The 17,814-nt window shown below is 68.3% G+C and carries 10 protein-coding genes; 5 read left to right on the forward strand and 5 right to left on the reverse strand.

From position 1 onward, the window contains the following. Window position 1: 1 nt before the first annotated feature. Window positions 2–3,247 carry an amidohydrolase family protein gene (locus V2S85_RS08200; RefSeq protein ID WP_330702375.1) on the reverse strand — a complete coding sequence of 1,082 codons (3,246 nt, stop codon included), beginning with the start codon at window positions 3,245–3,247 and terminating at the stop codon, window positions 2–4. Window positions 3,248–3,494: 247 nt separating this feature from the next. Then, window positions 3,495–5,669 carry a TonB-dependent receptor gene (locus V2S85_RS08205; protein ID WP_330702376.1) on the reverse strand — a complete coding sequence of 725 codons (2,175 nt, stop codon included), beginning with the start codon at window positions 5,667–5,669 and terminating at the stop codon, window positions 3,495–3,497. A gap of 288 nt (window positions 5,670–5,957) precedes the next feature. Here V2S85_RS08205 and V2S85_RS08210 point away from each other — a divergent pair, with 288 nt between their 5' ends. Continuing rightward, window positions 5,958–7,649, forward strand: a complete 1,692-nt coding sequence (locus V2S85_RS08210) for an amidohydrolase (protein ID WP_330702377.1) — start codon at window positions 5,958–5,960, stop codon at window positions 7,647–7,649. Then, window positions 7,646–8,224: an FMN-binding negative transcriptional regulator gene (locus V2S85_RS08215; protein WP_330702378.1), complete on the forward strand. Its 579-nt coding sequence runs from the start codon at window positions 7,646–7,648 to the stop codon at window positions 8,222–8,224. Before V2S85_RS08210 ends, V2S85_RS08215 begins: the two co-directional genes overlap by 4 nt. A 271-nt stretch (window positions 8,225–8,495) precedes the next feature. Here the strand turns inward: V2S85_RS08215 and V2S85_RS08220 are convergent, their stop codons facing one another. Continuing rightward, window positions 8,496–9,962, reverse strand: a complete 1,467-nt coding sequence (locus V2S85_RS08220; RefSeq protein WP_330702379.1) for a PLP-dependent aminotransferase family protein — start codon at window positions 9,960–9,962, stop codon at window positions 8,496–8,498. 82 nt (window positions 9,963–10,044) lie between these two features. Further along, window positions 10,045–11,109, reverse strand: a complete 1,065-nt coding sequence (locus V2S85_RS08225; protein WP_330702380.1) for an oxidoreductase — start codon at window positions 11,107–11,109, stop codon at window positions 10,045–10,047. 568 nt (window positions 11,110–11,677) lie between these two features. Here V2S85_RS08225 and V2S85_RS08230 point away from each other — a divergent pair. From V2S85_RS08230 to rutA, 3 genes are all read left to right on the forward strand, one after another. Then, window positions 11,678–13,792, forward strand: coding sequence for a TonB-dependent receptor (locus V2S85_RS08230; protein ID WP_330702381.1), 2,115 nt, complete (start codon window positions 11,678–11,680; stop codon window positions 13,790–13,792). Between the two features lie 137 nt (window positions 13,793–13,929). Continuing rightward, window positions 13,930–15,294 (forward strand): amidase, encoded by a 1,365-nt coding sequence (locus V2S85_RS08235; protein ID WP_330702382.1) that lies wholly within the window; start codon window positions 13,930–13,932, stop codon window positions 15,292–15,294. A gap of 23 nt (window positions 15,295–15,317) precedes the next feature. After that, window positions 15,318–16,397, forward strand: a complete 1,080-nt coding sequence (gene rutA / locus V2S85_RS08240) for a pyrimidine utilization protein A (RefSeq protein ID WP_330702383.1) — start codon at window positions 15,318–15,320, stop codon at window positions 16,395–16,397. Between the two features lie 129 nt (window positions 16,398–16,526). On the opposite strand, the gene V2S85_RS08245 is transcribed toward rutA, so the two are convergent. Next, a complete protein-coding gene (locus tag V2S85_RS08245; RefSeq protein ID WP_330702384.1) occupies window positions 16,527–17,759 on the reverse strand; it encodes an MFS transporter in 1,233 nt (410 codons plus the stop codon). Window positions 17,760–17,814: the final 55 nt, after the last annotated feature.

Below are 17,814 nucleotides of genomic sequence, written 5' to 3' on the forward strand. Positions count from 1 at the left end.
CCTAAGGCTTCGCCTCTTCCGCGAACCACGGTGCGGGCTGCTTGCGCTGGCGCGGCCAGATCTCGTCTAGCGTGGCGGGATCGTAGAGCCGCCCGTTCTTCATCACCGCGCCAATCCGCCGCGTATTGCGGATATCCGCGCGCGGGTCGGCGTCGAGGATCAGCAGGTCGGCCAGCTTGCCCGGCTCCAGACTGCCGATCTCGTCCTTGCGGCCGATCACTTCGGCCGAGCCGATCGTCGCCGCGTGGAGCACTTCCATCGGCGTCGCCCCGCCCGAGGCATACATCTGCAGTTCCCAGTGGTAGCCGATGCCCTGCATCTCGCCGTGGCTGCCCATGCCGACGAGGCCGCCCGCGCGCTGCACTTTCAGCGTATCGGCGGCGAAGCGCTGGTAGGTCTGCGCCTCGGCGGGCTGCCAGTGGCGGTTGGTCAGCTTCTGCACCAGCACGCCCGGCGGCATGAAGCGGCGCACCTTGGGATCGTCCTGTGGCCGCTCGTTGACGATGTAGTCGAACAATGCCGGATAACCGCCGTAGAGCACCCCCAGCGTCGGCGTGTAGCTGGTGCCGCTGAACGCCATCAGCCGCACCACGTCGTCGCGCAGCGGGCTGACCGGCAGGGCGTGCTCGTTGCCTGCGAAGCCGTCGATGAAGTGCGTGAGGTCGAGGTCGAGGTCGCTGGCGCCCTCGGTGGTGGCCATCATGCCGACTTCGGCCGTCGCCGCGACCATCGCCTGCCGGGTGGCGCGGTCGCCAACCATGTAGGACTTGATGTTGCGGGTGCGGTAATGGTCGCGGTAGCGGCGCAGGACGGCGGCGATGTCGGCCTCGGTGGCGTTGGGGCTGTTGCGGAACACCCCAGGACCGACCGAATAGGCGCGCGGCCCCGGCATCATCCCGGCGTCGATCATGTCCTGATAGACGAACACGTCGGGGGTGAAGGCCTGCACCTCCAGCCCCGAGGTGACGCCGTAGGCGAGGTTGATCTGGAAGTCCCAGTGCCCGGCTTCCTGCACGCCCTTGCGCACCTCGAACCAGTGCGCGTGGGTATCGACGAAGCCCGGCACGATGACTTTGCCCGAGACGTCGCGCACCGCCGCGCCGCGCGGCACCCTGACGCTGCCGCTGGGGCCGACCGCAAGGATGCGGTTGCCCTGCACGACGACGTCGGCGTTCGGGATCGTCTCGTCGCCGCGCATGGTGAGCGCGGTGGCGCCGCGCAGGACCACGGTGCCGGTCGGCACGTCGCGCGGGACGGTGACTTGTGCAGCCAAAGACGTTGCGCGCACCTCGCTGGCGCCGGGCGCGCTGCGGTCGATCCTGGCGAGCGGGAGCATGCGCCAGGTCGAGCCGACCGACCACTCGACCGTGCTGCCGTCCGCGCTCCAGCGCGCGGTGTCGGCGCCCTCGCGGGTCAGGCGGATGGCGGGGGCCGAGGCATCCATCAGCAAGACCGAGGGCGCGTCCTTGCCGCCGCGCGCGGGCACGTCCACCACCGAGACCTGGAAGCCGTGGCGCACCAGCGCGTGCGTGCCCGCAGGATCGAGCGAGACTTCGTCGGCGGGCAGCGGCACGCCGACATATTGCCCGGCGACTTGCGCCAGCACGGTCAGCTCGTCGCGGCGGTCGGTGCCGTCGGGGTTCACCGACTGGACCTTGCCGTCGGCGTAGAAGCGCAGGCGTCCTGAGGCGGCATCGAGCTGGCGGGCATTGCCGGCGTGGAGGACCAGCGCCGGGGTGCCGCCACCGGCGGGGAGGCGCACGATGTCGGTGGGACGGTCGGGGCTGATCTCGTTCACCGCGCGCAGGCGGTCGTGGTGCGAGGCGCGCAGCACGGCGATGCTGGCGGCGTCCACGAAGACCGGCTCGGTGTAGAAGCCCGCCTCGCTCGTCAGGCGCGTGGGAGTGCCGCCGCCTGCGGGGATGGACCAGACCGCGCCGCCGTCCCGTGCGGTCCAGGTGACGTAGACGAGGGTGCGGCCGTCCGGCGACCAGCTCGGCTGGAACACCGCGTCGCCCGCCGCCGCCACGCGCTTCGGCTTGCCGCCCTTCACCGGCTGGAGGTAAAGCCCGCCGAGCGCGGTGAAGGCCAGCGTGCGGCCGTTGGGCGAGCGGTGCGGAGCCTGCATCATGCGCACGCGCACCGGCCCGGTCTCCTCCGGGATCGCCTGCCGCGTCCTGGGGCCGAGGCCGAGGCTGACCGGCGCGGTGAAGGGAATGTCCTGCGCGGTGCCGGTGCTCACGTCCATGCGCGCCAGCTTGCCGTTCACGCTCAGGATCAGGCTGCGGTCGTCCGGCGCGAAGGTGAAGCGGGGGGTGAGGCCATAGTAATAGCCCTGGTTCTGCGCGTCGGCATCGATCGGGCCGAGCACGCGGTCCTCGCCGGTGGTCAGGTCGCGCAGGCGGATCACGTCGCCGGAGGTGCCCTCGACGGCGATCCGCGCGGCGTAGGCGAGGGTGCGCCCGTCGTGCGAGAGCGCCGGGCTCATCGCCCCCCCTGCGCCCTCCACCACGGTTTCCTGCTTGCCGCTCGCGATCTCGCGTCGGGCGATCGACCAGACCGGCGGGTCTTTCTCGGTCCAGGTGTGGCCGAGCTTGGCGGCGAAATAGAGGTACTTGCCGTCAGGCGAGGGCGCCGTGCCCAGCGCGTTGGGGCGTGAATCCCAGTCGGGAACATTCGCCTTCGTGATCTGCGCGCCCGCACCGCCGTCAGCGGGGAACGACCACAGCTCGAACGCCAGCACCGAATGGACCATGCGCGAGACGTAGACGGTCTTCCCGTCCGGACTCCACGCGGGCAGCGACATGACGTTGAGCGAGGTTTCGGCCGAAAGCTGCTTCAGGCCGGTGCCGTCGACGTTGGCGGTCCACAGGTTGACCACGCCCGAACGGTCGCTGACGAAGGCGAAACGCTTGCCGTCAGGGGAGAACACCGGGTGCGTCTCGAAGGCCATGCCGGTGAGCACCGGCCGCGCGGTGCCGCCCGCGACGTCGAGCGCGTAGATGTCGCCGAGCAGGTCGAACAGGATGGTGCGGCCGTCGGGCGAGAGGTCCGGCTGCATCCAGGTGCCTTCGTGCGCGTCGAAGGCGAGGGTGCGGGCGGGCTTGAGGGATAGCCCGCCGCCCAAGCTGGTTTGAGTCTCCGCGCTTGCCGCCGGCGCGAGGGTGGTCAGCGCCAGGGCAAGCGCGGAGGCGATACCGATGCGCAGTCGGCCCGATGTGTTGGGAAGGTGGGCCGGCTTTCGCATCGTATCGATCCTTGGTCTGCGCGTATCCGCGGCCCTTTTCCGGGGCACGGACAGATTGGGCTACAACACCTTATCGTCTAAAACACCCTGTCGTCATTGCGAGCGAAGCGAAGCAATCCAGGGCCATATAAACCGCCCTGGATTGCTTCGCTTCGCTCGCAATGACGATTCAAAGGCCGCAATGACGATTCAGGGTAAAGTCATCGCGATCCGGAGCGGCGCTTGCCGCTCCGGATGCATGTCCCGCTCAGCGCAGCGACCAGTTGGCCTGCAGGCCGAAGGTGCGCGGGCGGACGTAGAACTGCGTCTGCCCGTTGATGTCGCTGCCGTAGCCGAAGGTCACGGCGCGCTTGTCGCCGATGTTGTTGATGAAGGCCGCCACCGTCACCGCGCCGACCTGCACCGAGGCGCGGGCGTCGAAGATGTTGTAGGCGGCGAACGTCGTGTCGTCGTTGAGGTAGCCCGGGCTTGCCGAGACGTAGCGGTGCATCAGCGTGACCGTCGGCTGGTAGTCGCCGCCCAGGTTGTAGCTGGCGGTGTTCGACAGGCGCCACTTGGCGGACGAGGGCAGGCGCTTGCCCGCCGGGATCACGCCGCTCGAGGTGTCGATCTCGTCGATGATCTTGGCGTCCAGATAAGTGCCGTTGAAGGCATAGCTGAAGCCGCCGAAGTTGGCCGAAACGCTGGCCTCGACACCCTTGATGCGCGCCTTGCCGGCATTGGCGCCGTAGGTAAAGTCGTCCGGACGGGTCAGGCGGACCTGGATGTCCTTCCAGTCGATCTTGAAGGCGGTCAGGTCGATCAGCACCTTGCGGTCGGCCAGCGAGAGCCGGGTGCCGACCTCGTAGTTCCACAGCGAGTCCGACTTCGTGCCCGGCGGGGTGTAGAAGTCCTCAAGCGGGATCAGGCCGAGGTTGGGCGAACCGAAGCGGAAGCCCTTGGACGCCAGCGAGTAGAACATCAGGTCCGGGCTGACTTCCCACTTGATCGAGGCCTTCGGCGCGAAACCGTTGTCCTTGAGCATGTAGCCCGGGGTGATGCTGTCGCCGGGGTAGAAGTAGCCATAGAGCGCCACGTAGCGCTTCTGCTGGTTGTGGAACAGGCGGCCGCCGCCGGTCACCGTCACGGGGCCGAAGTGCAGGTTGGCCTCGCCGAACAGCGCGGTTTCCAGCCCCTTGGTGTCGCCGATGCCGAGGTAGTATTCATCCGGCCCGGTCAGCTGGGAGGCATCGAGCACTGCGCCGATGCCCGGCGAGGTCAGGTGTTCCTCGAAGGTCTTGTGGGTGTCGATGTAGGTCGCGCCGACCAGCCAGTCGAAGGTCTTACCGGCCGGCGAGGCGAGGCGCGCCTCGACCGAGTAGGTGTCGCTGTAGCCCGCCTGCAGGAACGTGTGCGCCTCGCCGGGATTGAGGTAGTCGTAATAAGGCGAATAATCGAACTTCAGGTCGCCGGTCTTGCGGCTGTACGCGCCGATCATCGTGAAGTTGTAGCCGTAGAAGTCATGGTCGAGGCGCAGCGAGTGGATCTGCGTCTCGTACTTCTCGGTCGGGCGGAAGTACGACGAACGCGCCAGTTCGCCCACGTCGAGCTGGGCGTAGGAATTGTCGTCCGCCTTGGTGCGATAATACAGTCCGAGGTAGGTCAGCTTGGTATCTGCATCCGGCGTCCACACGATCGAGCCGCGCAGGCCGAGGTTGTGGATGTCGTTGGAGCCGTTGGTGCCGGTGCCGACGTTGTCGATGTAGCCCGCGTCCACGCGCTGCGTCGCGGTGAAGCGCACCGCCAGCTTGTCGCTGATGATCGGCACGTTGACCATCGCCTTGGCGCGGTAGCTCAGCTGCCCGCTGGCGTTCTTGGTCGACGAAATACCGCCCTCGGCCGCCGCGTCGATGCCGCTGGCATCGGCCATGTTGGCGACGTAGTTGATCGCGCCGCCCAGCGAGGCCGAGCCGAACAGCGAACCCTGCGGGCCGCGCAGCACTTCGACGCGCGCCACGTCGAAGGCGTCGATATCGGGCACGACGATCGCGTAGCCGGGTTCGGTCAGCGCGATCTCGTTGATGAAGTAGCCGGTCGTGCCCTGGCCCTGGTCGAGCCCGGCGGTGGTGCCGACGCCGCGGATGACGGCGGTGGAGTTCTGCGGCGGACCTTCGTTGAAGGCGACGCCCGGCGTGCGGGTCAGGTAGTCCTTGAACTCCTGCGCGCCCATCTTGACCAGCTCGTCGCCGGTCAGCGCGGCGACGCCGCCGGCGATCTCGCGCAGCTTCTCGTTGCGCTTGGTGGCGGTGACGATGATGTCGCCGTTGCTGCCGCCATTGTTGTCGGAAGAGGCGCCGTCGGCTTCATCGGCAAGCGCGGGCGCGGCCATGGCCAGGGCCATGACGGCGGCGGAACAGGAGAGCATGGTACGAACGATGGTCATGGCATTTCCCTCATCTGTGTCGCGCCGCGCGCCCTTCCCCGGGGCCTTGCGACGGACTGGACATGAACCCGGGCGGCCCGCTGTCGCGGTGCTCGCCTGAAGCTGTGAGGGTGAAGTTCGATCCTCGGGCGGTTCCCGGAAACATCCAATACTGCGAAGGCGAGGGGTCCAAGTGGTCCAATCGGGGTCCAACCTGCTTGGTCCCTTGGTCCGGTGTGATATTGGATGTTGGCGGGACCGCGTCGCCGGGCGATGGCGGATGCACAGGGAAATCGAGAAGGGACCACCATGTTCGATCGTCGTCAGTTTCTGGGCTCGGGTGCGGCCATGTTGGGTGCAGGCGCGCTCGCCGGCTCGACGTTCGCGCGCCATGCCTTCGCCGCCGACGCGCCGCTCGACGTCGCGCTGGTCGGCGGCAACGTGTGGACCGGCACCGCAGGTGGCCGGGCCGATGCGATCGGCATGATCGGCGATCGCATCGTCGCGGTCGGCGCGCGCGCGGTGAAGGCGCGGATGAAGCGCTCGACCCGCGTGGTCGACCTCAAGGGCGCCTTCGCGATGCCCGCCTTCACCGACAACCACACGCATTTCCTTATGGGTTCGGCCGCGCTGCCGCGCCCGGACCTGCTCGAAGTGAAGAGCCGCGAGGAATTCGTCGCGCGCATCGGCGCGGCGGTGAAGGCGCAGCCCGATCGCTGGCTGCTCGGCGGGCCGTGGGACGAACAGCGCTTCGGCGGCCAGCTGCCGACCCGCGAATGGGTGGACGCGGTGACCGGCGACACGCCGATCGCGCTGCCGCGCACCGACCTGCACAGCTACTTCTGCAATTCGGTGGCGCTCAAGCTGGCCGGGATCACCCGCGACACGCCCGATCCCGCAGGCGGCGTCATCGTGCGCGACGAGAAGGGCGAGCCGACGGGCGTGGTCAAGGATCTCGCCAAGGCGCTGATCGACCGCGTCATCCCGCCGCTGACTCACGCGCAGCAGGAAGACGCGGTGCGGGGCGGCATCGCCCATGGCCTGAAGAACGGCTTCGCGCAGGTCCACGTCCCCGATCCGTTCGACTGGGACTGCTTCGACACCGTCCGCCGCCTGCGCGCGAAGGGCGAGACCGACATGCGCTTCTACAACTTCGTGCCGCTGGCCGATTGGGAGAAGGTGGTCGCCCTCGTCAAGGAAGAAGGGCGCGGTGACGACTGGGTGCGCTGGGGTGCCTGCAAGGCGCTGGTCGACGGCTCGCTCGGCGCGCGCACGGCGCTGTTCCACGATCCCTACACCGACGATCCGCATACCCGCGGCGTGCGGGTGATGCCGCTTGCCGAACTGCGCGAGAAGGTGATCGCCGCCGATGCCGCCGGTGTCCACATCACCGTCCACGCCATCGGCGACGAGGCCAACGACGATATCCTCGACGTCTATGCCGAGGCGGTGAAGCTGAACGGGACACGCGATCGTCGCTTCCGCGTGGAGCACGCGCAGCATATCCTGCCCGCCACGATCCCGCGCTTCGCCAAGCAGAAGGTGATCGCCTCGGTCCAGCCCTACCACGCGATCGACGATGGCCGCTGGGCGGTGAAGCGCATCGGCGAGAAGCGGTTGGACGGCACGTATGCCTTCGCTTCGCTGATGAACAGCGGCGCGACCGTGACGTTCGGTTCGGACTGGCCTGTGGCACCCTTGAGTGCCGTCGAGGGCATCTATGCCGCCGTCATGCGCGAGACGATCGACGGCGCCAACCCGCACGGCTGGCTGCCCGACCAGAAGGTCACCGTGGAGCAGTCGCTGACCGCCTACACGGTCAACAACGCCTTCGCGGGTTTCATGGAGGACCGTTCGGGCCGCATCGCGCCGGGCATGCTGGCCGACGTCGTGGTGCTCGACCGCGATCCCACCGCGATCGATCCCGAGACCTTGCCCAAGACCGAAGTTCTGCGCACTTTCGTCGGCGGGCGCGAGCGCTACACGGCTTCCGCCGCGTGAGCCTGTTCTCTCCGAGGAATGCCGCCGAAGTGGCGGCGCTGGTCGCGCGCCATCCGCTCGCGTGGGTGGTGTCGGGCGGCCATGCGACGCCGCTGCCGCTGCTGGCGGAAGTGGACGATGATGGCGCGGTGACCGCGCTCGTCGGCCATTTCGCGCTGCGCAACCTACAGGTCGAGGCGCTGCGCGCCGATCCGCGCGCGCTGATGCTGTTCCAGGGGGCCGAGGGCTATATCTCGCCCGAGCTGGTGACGCAGGAGAAGTGGGCGCCGACGTGGAACTATGCGGTTGCGCGCTTCACGGTGGACGTGGTGTTCGAGCCCGAGCAGAACGGCGAGGCGCTCGACCGCCTGATCGCGCACATGGAAGGGGACCGTCCCGGCCGCTGGAGCGTGTCCGCGATGGGCGAGCGCTACGAGCCGATGGTGGCGCGCATCATCGCCTTCCGCGCGAACGTGCTGTCGTGCGACGCGACCTTCAAGCTGGGCCAGGACGAGCGACCGGAGACTTTCGCGCAGATTCTTGCGGCGCATCCCGACGCCGCGCTGGTCGCGGCGATGCGCGAGGCGGCAGACTGATCCGTCTCCCGTCCCCCCTCGTCACCCTGAAACACGTTCAGGGTGACGAGGGGGGAATGGAAACGTCTGATGCGATAGCCCTCCCGCTTGCGGGAGGGCCGGAAGGCTAGAGCATGATGACTTTACCTTGAGTCGTCATTGCGAGCGCAGCGAAGCAATCCAGGACGGTTTACGCGGCCCTGGATTGCTTCGCTGCGCTCGCAATGACGACGAGTGGTTCAATTTAATGTCATCTAGCTCTAGCCGCACGGGGTGCGCCGCGCGGGCGCTCTCAATCCAGTATCGAACGCAGCGCCTGCAGCGCGCGGCGCGCTTCCTGTTCGTCGAGGCTGGCGAAGCCGATGCGCAGCCCGCGCGCCGCACCCGGCCGCGTCATGAACGAGCGCGACGAGGCGAAGCGCAGACCCGCCCCGGCCGCCCCCGCCTCGATCCGGTCCAGCGTCTGTTCGGAGGCGAAGCGCAGCCAGAACGCGAGGCCGCCGGGCGGCATCTCGTAGCTCACATGGTCCCCCAGCGTCGCGTCGAGCGCTTCGGCGAAAGCCTCGCGCCGCTGGGCGTAGACCTGCCGCACCTTGCGTGCGTGGCGGCTGAGTTCGCCGCTGTCGATCAGTTCGGCGGCGGCGTTTTCGGTCAGGGTGTTGCCCATGCCGTCGACCAGCGAGACGACGTGCGCCAGAGCCTCGATCACTTCCACCGGCGCGGCGATGTAGCCCACGCGCAGCGCGGGCAGCAGCAGCTTCGACAGCGATCCGGCATAGATCACCCGCCCCGGCGCATAAGCCGCCATCGGCAGCAGCGGCTGTGAGGCGAAGTGGAATTCGTGGTCGTAATCGTCCTCGATCACCGCGAAGCCGAACTGCCGCGCGAGGTCGAGCAGTCGCAGCCGTCGTTCGGGCCGCAGCGCCACGGTGGTGGGGAACTGGTGGTGCGGGGTGACGAAGACGGCGGCCACGCGGTTGCGGCGGCAGGCGGCCTCCACGTCGTCGAGGCAGATGCCGTCGCCGTCGAGGCCGACCGGTACGATCTTCGCCCCGCGCGCGGCGAAGGCGGCGACGGCGGGCTCGTACGTCAGTTCCTCGACGATCACCGCGTCGCCGGGCCGGATCAGCAGGCTGGCGGCGAGGAAGATGCTGTTCTGGCTGCCGCGCGTGATGCAGATGTTGTCCGCCGTGACCGGCAGGCCGCGCTGGCTTTTCAGCATTTCCGCCACGCTTTCGCGCAGCGCCGGGGCGCCGCGCGGGTCGCGGTACTGCAGGCCGTTGCGCCGGGTCAGGCGCTGGGCGGCGGCGCGGTAGGCGCGCGAGAGCAGCTCGATCGGGAACAGCCGCCCGTCCGGCGCCCCCTCGTCGAGCTTGAGGCCCGGCCCCTCGGGCAGCGCCAGCGGGCTGGCAGGCGCGGCGGCGAAGCGGTACTCGGCCTGCGCGGGGGCATCGGGCTCGGCCACATCGCGGCTGGCGGGCAGGCCGGGGTCGGGCAGCGCGGTCGAGACCATCGTGCCGCGCGTCCCCGCCGAGGACAGCCAGCCCTGCGCGATCAGGTCTTCATAGGCGAGCACCACCGTCTTGCGGTTGACGCCGAGGCTGGCGGCCAGTTCGCGGCTGCTCGGCAGGTAGCTGCCCGAGGTCAGGCGGCCGCTTTCGATGTCGCGGATCACCGCCTGGATGATCTGCATGTAGACGGGTTCGGACCGCGCCGCGTCGATGCGCTGGCTGAGGCTGATCTGCCAGGGGCGCAGCATGGTCAGGCGGGTTCGCGCAAGGTCATCGCACCGGCCTAGCCAAGCCGGGGGGCGGCTGGCAACCGCCGTGTCGTGCCCGTACTCACCATGCCGCGCGTTCCGTGGCGGTCAGCGGCACCGGCATGGCGCGACCTTCGCGGGCGGAGGCGGCGCCGGCTTCCAGCACGGCCATCACCGCCAGCGCCTCGACCGGGCGGACCGGCGGCGCACTCTCGCCCCGCAGCGCGGCGGCGACGGCGGCGTAGAAGCCGCGCTGGTCGCCGGGGGTGGCGGGAACCTGCCGCTCGCCCCCCTCTCCGTAGAGCAGGAGCGCGTCGCCGTCCTCGCCCCATCCGGGCGCGCCGGGGCGCATGCCGGCCAGCAGCTGCGCCTCCTGCCCGTCCGCCGCGCGCTTCACCGCGCTGCCCGCCGTGCCGTGGACCACGAACCGCGCGGAACCGCCCGCCACCAGCATGCCCGCGTGGACCAGCACCCGCCGCTCGCCATAGGCCAGCACGGCGTGGGCCCAGTCGTCGGTGAGGGCGCCGTCACGCTGCAGGGCGAGGCTGGCGAAGACGCTGTCGGGCAGCCCGAACAGCTGCAGCGCCTGGTCGATCAGGTGCGGGCCGAGGTCGAACCAGATCCCCGCGCCGGGCACCGCCTGCTCGCGCCAGCGGTCGCGGACTTGCGGGCGGAAGCGGTCGATCTTCGTCTCGAAGTGGGTGACCCGGCCCAGGGCCCCGCTTTCGATCGCGGCGCGCACGGTCAGGTAGTCGCTGTCCCAGCGGCGGTTGTGGAACACCTGCAGCTGCCGCCCGGCCCGCTCGGCGGCGGCGATCAGCCCGCGCGCCTCGGCAAGGTCGAGCGCGAAGGGCTTGTCGACGACGACGTGTCGGCCCGCCGCCAACGCCGCATGGGCGAGCGGGGCATGGGTGCCGTTGGGGGTGGCGACGACGACGAGGTCGATCGCATCGTCGGCGATCAGCGCCTCGGGCTTGGCGTGGACCCGCACCTCGGGAAAGTCCGCATGGACCTTGCCGGCATCGCGCGAGGCGACGGCGTGGAGCGACAGGCCCTCTACCGCGGAGACGAGCGGGGCGTGGAAGGTCTTTCCGGCGAAGCCGTAGCCGAGCAGGCCGACGCGAAGGGGCCGGGAAGGAGTGGGCATCGAAGGCTCCTGACTGGGTTCGATTGTGGCTTTAGGCCCTGTGGCGGACCGATCAACCGTGGTGATGGCTCGTGGATTAATGGTAACGTTTTCATAAGCTGGATCATCGGCCGATCCCCGGCCTGGAGCCGGCGCCGATACTGCCGACGATGCTGGCGGTGGCGTGCCGCGAAAACGCCTGTTTTGTCGGAGCAGAACCCCGCGATCGCAGTCGGATCGGCGGCGATCGGGCTTGGCTGGAACACAGTACCGGCTGCATCCTGACGCTGGTGAATATCGCCCGAATCCGCTTCAGGCCGAGGAGCGGGCGACGGGATCGCGCATCCACCGAGCGAAACGCCCTTGCTTCCAAAGGCGGTGTATAAGGCGCGGGAAAACCGTCGGGATGGTGCTTTTTGTCGGAAATGAAAACGTTATCTATCGAAATGCCATCAAAAAACCTTTATTATTCAATCATATAAAATTTACGCATCAGCATGGCCCAAACGACCCGCTTGCAATCATCCGCGAATCGGTCATTGTAATGAAAACGTCAATCATTCAGAACGGGTCACAGGGAGTTTTCATCTTGCTCAAGCGTCTTTCGCTCACCGCCAGCGCGTTCTCGATCGCTGTCGCATTTGTCCAGCCTGCATTCGCGCAGGACACCGCCGCCCCGGCCGCCGAGGGACTCGGCGAGATCGTCGTCACCGCCACCAAGCGCGAGACGAGCGCCCAGAGCACCCCGATCGCGATGACCGTCGCGACCGGTGAGGAACTGTCCAAGCAGGGCGTCGCCGACGTCAACGCGATTTCCAACATCGCGCCGACCGTCAACATCGCCCAGAACAACGCCAACACCATGATCACCATTCGCGGCGTGTCCAGCCGCGACTACTCCGAAACGGGTGATCCGGCGGTCGCGGTCTCGGTCGACAACTTCTACCTGCAGCGCGCCTTCGCCCTCAACGCGGCGATGTTCGACGTCGAGCGCATCGAAGTGCTGCGCGGCCCGCAGGGCACGCTCTATGGCCGCAACGCCACGGCGGGCGCGGTGAACATCGCCACCGTCAAGCCGACTGACGACTGGAAGCTCGATGCCGCCGCCGAGATCGGCAACTACGGCACGCTCAACCTCGACGTCGGCGCGACCATCCCGGTCAGCGACACGCTGAGCTTTCGCGTCGCCGGCACCCGCAAGACGCACGAAGGCTACCGCAACAACCCCGGCCTCAAGGACGGCGACGATGCCGACGTGACCGGCGGCCGCGTCCATGCGCTGTGGACCCCGACCAGCCGCCTGTCGATCCTGCTGACCGGCGAGATGACCCGGGTGGACGGCGTCGGCTCGACCATCAAGGCGGTGCCCTATTCGGACGTCAACGACGACGGCTCGCTCGACATCGGTTCGTCCAAGACTTACGCGCTGAACAACCAGGGCTACACCCATATCCGCACCAAGGCGGTGCGCGCGGCGGTATCCTACGACATGGACTTCGCGACGCTGAGCTTCTTCGGCGGCTTCCAGAAGTCCACCCTGCATCGTGACAACGACCAGGACGGCGGCACCTCGTACAGCTACGGCTTCCAGCAGAACGAGGCGGTCAAGGACCAGAACTACGAACTGCGCCTCAGCTCGAACAACAAGACCGGCTTCACCTGGCAGGTCGGCGGCTACTTCTTCAAGGAAACCGACGCGCTCGACACCTACTTCCAGGTGCATGGCGAGGCGGGTACGACGCCTTACAACTACTATACCTTCGACTACGACGTGGGCAGCAAGTCCAAGGCGGTCTTCGCGCAGGTCGCCTACGACCTGACCGACCAGCTCAAGGCCGAGGCCGGCGTTCGCTATACCAAGGACAACAAGTCCCAGGTCGGCTACAACATCATCGCCGGTACGTATTCGGACCTCGACAACCACTATTCGGGTGATCAGGTCACCTGGCACTTCGGCCTGAACTACCAGGTTACGCCGGACAACCTGATCTACGCCAAGGTCGACAAGGGCTACAAGGCGGGCGGTTACACCACCAACAACTCGTTCGGTCCCGAGACGATCATCGCCTACGAAGTCGGCACCAAGAACCGCTTCTTCAACAATGCCCTTCAGGTCAACCTGAGCGCGTTCCTCTACGACTACTCGGACCTGCAGACCCAGCAGGAAGATCCCGACACCGCGCTGGTCTACACCCTCAACGCGGGCAAGGCGCGCGTGAAGGGCGCCGAGCTTGAAACCATGTGGCTGGTGACGCCCGATACCAAGATCGACGCCAATGTCGCCTGGCTCGACGCCAAGTACACCGACTTCTGCGAAGTGACCGCGGACACCTGCCCGGCCGCGTCCGACCTGTCGGGCAACCGTCTGGTCCAGGCGCCGGAGTGGACGCTGTCGGCCGGTATCCAGCATGACTTCCACCTGCTGGGCGGCACGCTGACCCCGCGTCTGCAGACCCGTTACCAGACCAAGACCTACTTCACCTTCTACAATACCGCCGCCGAGCAGATGGGCGCGTACTGGAAGAGCGACGCGCAGATCACCTACACGCCGGACAACGGTCCCTTCTCGATCACCGCCTATGTGCGCAACATCGAGGACAAGACCATCCTCACCGCCAATTCCGAGGCCGGCTACGCGGGCGGTTACCTGCTGCAGTTCGCGCCGCCGCGCACGTACGGCGCCCGCCTCAGCTACGCGTTCTGAGGAACTGCGGGGTGGTCCTTCTCTCCTCCGGACCGCCCCGCTCCCCCTCCCGCCCCGTGCGAGCGCAAGCGCGCGGGGCGGGAGGAACCACCATTCCCACTGCCGACCCCGGCGCGATTTTCGCGAGCAGGACAGCCATGCCCCATGATCTCGTGGAACTCGCCCGGGCCATCGCCACCGGCGCCCTCAGCGCCGAGGAGGCGGTCACCGACGCCCTCGAACGCGCCGAGGAATGGGCCGGGCTCAACGCCTTCGTCGCGATCGAGGCCGATGCGGCGCTGCGCGCGGCCCGCGCCTGCGACGCGCAGCGGCGGCAGGGCGCGCTGCGCGGGCCCCTCCACGGCGTGCCACTGGCGCACAAGGACATGTTCTTCCGCGCCGGGGTGCCGACCGAAGCCGGATCGAAGATCTGGCGCGGCCACGTTCCGGCCGAGACCTCGCCGCTGATGGCGCGGCTGGCGGCGGCGGGTGCGATCACCATCGGCCGCCTGCACATGGCCGAATTCGCGATGGGCCCGACCGGGCACAACGCGCAGCTCGGCCGCTGCCGCAATCCGTGGAACGCCGAGGCGATCTCGGGCGGTTCTTCGTCCGGGTCGGGCGCAGCCGTCGGCGCGCGGATCGTCACCGGCGCGCTGGGATCGGACACCGGCGGCTCGGTGCGTCTGCCCGCCGCGTTCTGCGGCGTCGCGGGGCTCAAGCCGACCAACGGGCTGCTGCCCGATACGGCGATGATGCCGCTGTCGCACACCCTCGACACCGCCGGGCCGCTGTCGACGTCGAGCCGATCGCTGGCGCGGCTGATGAGCGTGCTGGCCGAACGCGACTACGAAAGCGCGCTGACGGCCGACTGCGCGGGCCTGACCATCGGCGTGCCGACCCGCTACTTCACCGAGGATCTCGACCCGCAGGTCGCCGGGGCCTTCGCCGCCGCCCGGCAGGTCTTCACCGACCTGGGCGCGCGCGTGATCGACGTCGCGATCCCCGACCATGCAGACTATCCGCAGATCGCCGCCGAGATCTGGGCGCCCGAGGCCGCCGCCTTCCACGCCCGCCACCTTGCCGAGCGGCCGCAGGACTTCGGCGAGCAGGTGCGTAACCGCCTGCTGGCGGGCGCGGCGGTCACGGCGCACGCCTATCTCGCCGCGCTGGGGCGCCGCAAGTCGGCGCAGTCGGACATGCTGGCGGGGCCTTTCGCGCAAGTGGACCTGCTGCTGACCCCGGCGGCGCGCTTCCCGGTGCCGCTGGCCGATGATGTCGGTGCGACCGGCGGCGCCGCGATGCAGGCGATGGTGGCCGAGCTTTCGGCACTGACGCGCACGATCTCGATGCTGGGCTTCCCGGCGCTCGTCACCCCGATGGGCTTCGACGCACGCGGGTTGCCGCTGGCGCTGCAGCTGATCGGCCGCCCGCATTCCGAGCAACTCCTGCTGCGGGGAGGCTTCGCCTACGAAGCGGCGACCTCCTGGCTGGCCCGAGTACCTTCTCCTCCTCTCCCTTAACCTCTCTCTCCCAGGAGCAATGCATGGATATTGGTCTGTTCATCCCCATCGGCAACAACGGTTGGCTGATTTCCGAGAACGCTCCGCAGTACAAGCCCAGCTTCGCCATGAACAAGAAGCTGGTGCAGACGGCCGAGAACTACGGCTTCGACTTCGCGCTCTCGATGATCAAGCTGCGCGGCTTCGGCGGCAAGACCGAGTTCTGGGACTACAACCTGGAAAGCTTCACCCTGATGAGCGCGCTGGCTGCGGTCACCAGCAAGATCAAGCTGTTCGCCTCCACCGCGATCCTCACCCTGCCGCCGGCGATGGTCGCGCGCATGGCCGTCACCATCGATTCGGTGGCGCCGGGCCGCTTCGGCGTCAACATCGTCACCGGCTGGGCCAAGGGCGAATACGAGCAGATGGGCGTCTGGCCGGGCGATGCCTATTTCGGCTATCGCTATGATTATGCGGGCGAATACGTGCAGGTGATGAAGGACTTGTGGAACGACGGCAAGTCGGACCTCAAGGGCGCACACTTCCAGATGGAAGACTGCCAGATGCTCCCCAGGCCCGAAGGCAAGATCGAGATCGTCGGCGCCGGCCAGTCCGCCAAGGGCATGGATTTCGTGTCTAACTACGGCGACTACAACTTCATCACGGCGGGCGGCATCAACAAGCCGACGCAGCACCGCGCCCAGGTGGAAACGCTGGTCGAGGCGGCGGCGAAGACCGGCCGCGACGTCGGCGCCTACATCCTGTGCATGGTCATCGCCGACGAGACCGACGAAGCCGCCTTCGCCAAGTGGGAAAGCTATCGTGCGGGTGCGGACGTCGATGCGCTGGCATGGATGAGCGACCAGGGCAGCGCCGACACCACCGCCGGGGCGGACTCGACCGCGCGCCACATCAACCTGCCCGAGGGCGCGGTGAACCTCAACATCGGCACTTTCGTCGGTTCCTATGAAACCGTCGCCAGGCTGCTGGACGAGGCCGCCGCGATCCCCGGCACCAAGGGCATCATGCTGACCTTCGACGATTTCCAGCAGGGCCTGGAAGACTTCGGCGAGAAGGTGCAGCCGCTGATGGCCTGCCGCCAGGACCGCCTCGTCGCGGCGTGAAGCGCATGATCTGACGGACTGGCCGGCCACGCACCCCTCGCGCGGCCGGCCTTTTTCGTATCGGGGCAGGGCGCGTCCACGCCATCATTTCCTTCATCGCCACCCGCGAGCGAAGGGTGCGGCCAAGCTTCAGCCCGCCATCGCCGCGCGCGCCGCCAGCAGCGCGCCCAGCCCGGCGACCCAGCTCACCAGCAGGAAGCTCGTCCCGTAATCGCCGCAAAGCGCGTAGATCGTCGCCATCGCGGCGGGGCCGATCATCACGCCGATGAAGGTGTAGACCAGCGCTCCGCCGATCACCCGGCCGGCATCCTCGGGCGCGCAGTGCCGCGTGCATTCCGCCATCACCACCCCGTTCCAGCCGCTCATGCAGAAGCCGAACAGGCACAGCACGGCGACCTGCACGGCGGCGGGCAGGGCATCGAGTTGCCACAAGGCAATCATACAGGCCATCGATATGGCGCCGATCACCGCCAGCACCGTGAAGCCGCCGAAACGGTCGCCCAGGCCGCCCCACGACACGCGGCCCAGCGCACCGCAGCCCTGCAGCGCCCCGGTGACGAGCCCGGCCGCGACCAGCGACCAGCCATGCTCGACCAGCATGACCACCGCGAAGGCGGAGAGCGAGAGCTGCAGCGAGGAATAGAGCATGCCCAGCAGCGCCAGCACCCGCAGCGGCGCCTTGCCCCAGACCAGCCGCTGTTCGTAGAGGAAGCCGCGCCATACCGAGAGCGCCGCCGGCGCCGTGCGGGGCGGGCCATCCTTCAGCGCCAGCACCCCGATCATCGCGAAGCAGGGCACCGCGCCGATCACCAGCGTCGTGCGCCAGCCGATCGCCGCCGCCAGCGCGGGCACTGCCAGCGCCGCCAGCACGCCGCCGATCGGCACCCCCGCCTGCTTGATCGAGAAGATCAGCGAACGCCGGTGCGGCGGCGTCACCGCGCCCAGGATCTGCGCCGAGGCGGGGTTCTGCACGCCGTAGCCCAGCCCGATCACCATCGAGGCCAGCAGCGCCGCCCAGGGGCTGGCGCTGGTCAGCAGCAGCAGCGCGATGCCGAAGCAGGCGAGCGCCATCTGTTCGACCTGCACCGGCCCGCGCCGCTGGATCAGCGTCCCCGCCATCGCCGATGCGAACGTGCCGGCGGCATAGATCACGCTGATCTGGTAGCCGACATAATGCGGCGCCAGTCCGAATTCGCGCGCCACCACCGGCGCGATGCCGGTGAGCGCGAGCGCGGTCATCGTCGAGAGGATCTGGATCGTCGTCGTCGTCGCCAGAACCGATGCGATCGAGGGCTGGGCGATCGAGGGTTGGGCGATCGGGGGCTGTACGGCGGGATCGGGGCGTGGGGCGGTTTCACTCATTGCTGCCCTGCATAATGTAAAGCTTTACATCGGCCAAGCGGGAAGTCACAATCCC

The organism is Novosphingobium resinovorum, from assembly GCF_036352595.1.
Lineage (GTDB): Bacteria > Pseudomonadota > Alphaproteobacteria > Sphingomonadales > Sphingomonadaceae > Novosphingobium > Novosphingobium resinovorum_B.